Raw genomic sequence first — 423 nt, forward strand, 5'->3', positions numbered from 1 at the left:
CTGGGCGCCGACGCGGTCGTCGACTACGCGGAGGCGGGCTGGACCGAGCGGGCCCGCGAAGCGCTCGGGGGCGCGGGAGCCGACGTACTGCTCGACGGCGTGGGCGGCGAACTCGGCCTGGCCGCCTTCGCCCTGACGGTCGACGGCGGCCGCGTCTCGGCTCACGGCGCGTCCAGCGGCGGCTTCGCGCCGATCGACGCGGAGGTGGCGAAGCGGCGCGGGATCACGCTGCGGGGGATCAGCGAGGTGCAGTACGGGGCACAGGACATCGCGCGGCTGCTGTCCTCGGCCCTGGCGGAGGCGGAGGCGGGCCGGCTGCGCCCGGTGATCGCGCGGACCTTCCCGCTGGCGCGGGCGGCGGAAGCCCACACGGCGATCGAAGCCCGCGCCGTGGCGGGCAAGGCGCTGCTCACGGTGCGGGGG

1 protein-coding gene is annotated in these 423 nt (G+C 77.8%); it reads left to right on the plus strand.

Annotated elements, in window-relative coordinates; translation table 11 throughout:
• Nucleotides 1–423: zinc-binding dehydrogenase (locus tag E2E34_RS35110; protein WP_138905813.1), on the plus strand; the 423-nt coding region annotated here is incomplete at both ends.

Source organism: Streptomyces albidochromogenes (assembly GCF_005981925.1).
GTDB lineage: Bacteria > Actinomycetota > Actinomycetes > Streptomycetales > Streptomycetaceae > Streptomyces > Streptomyces albidochromogenes.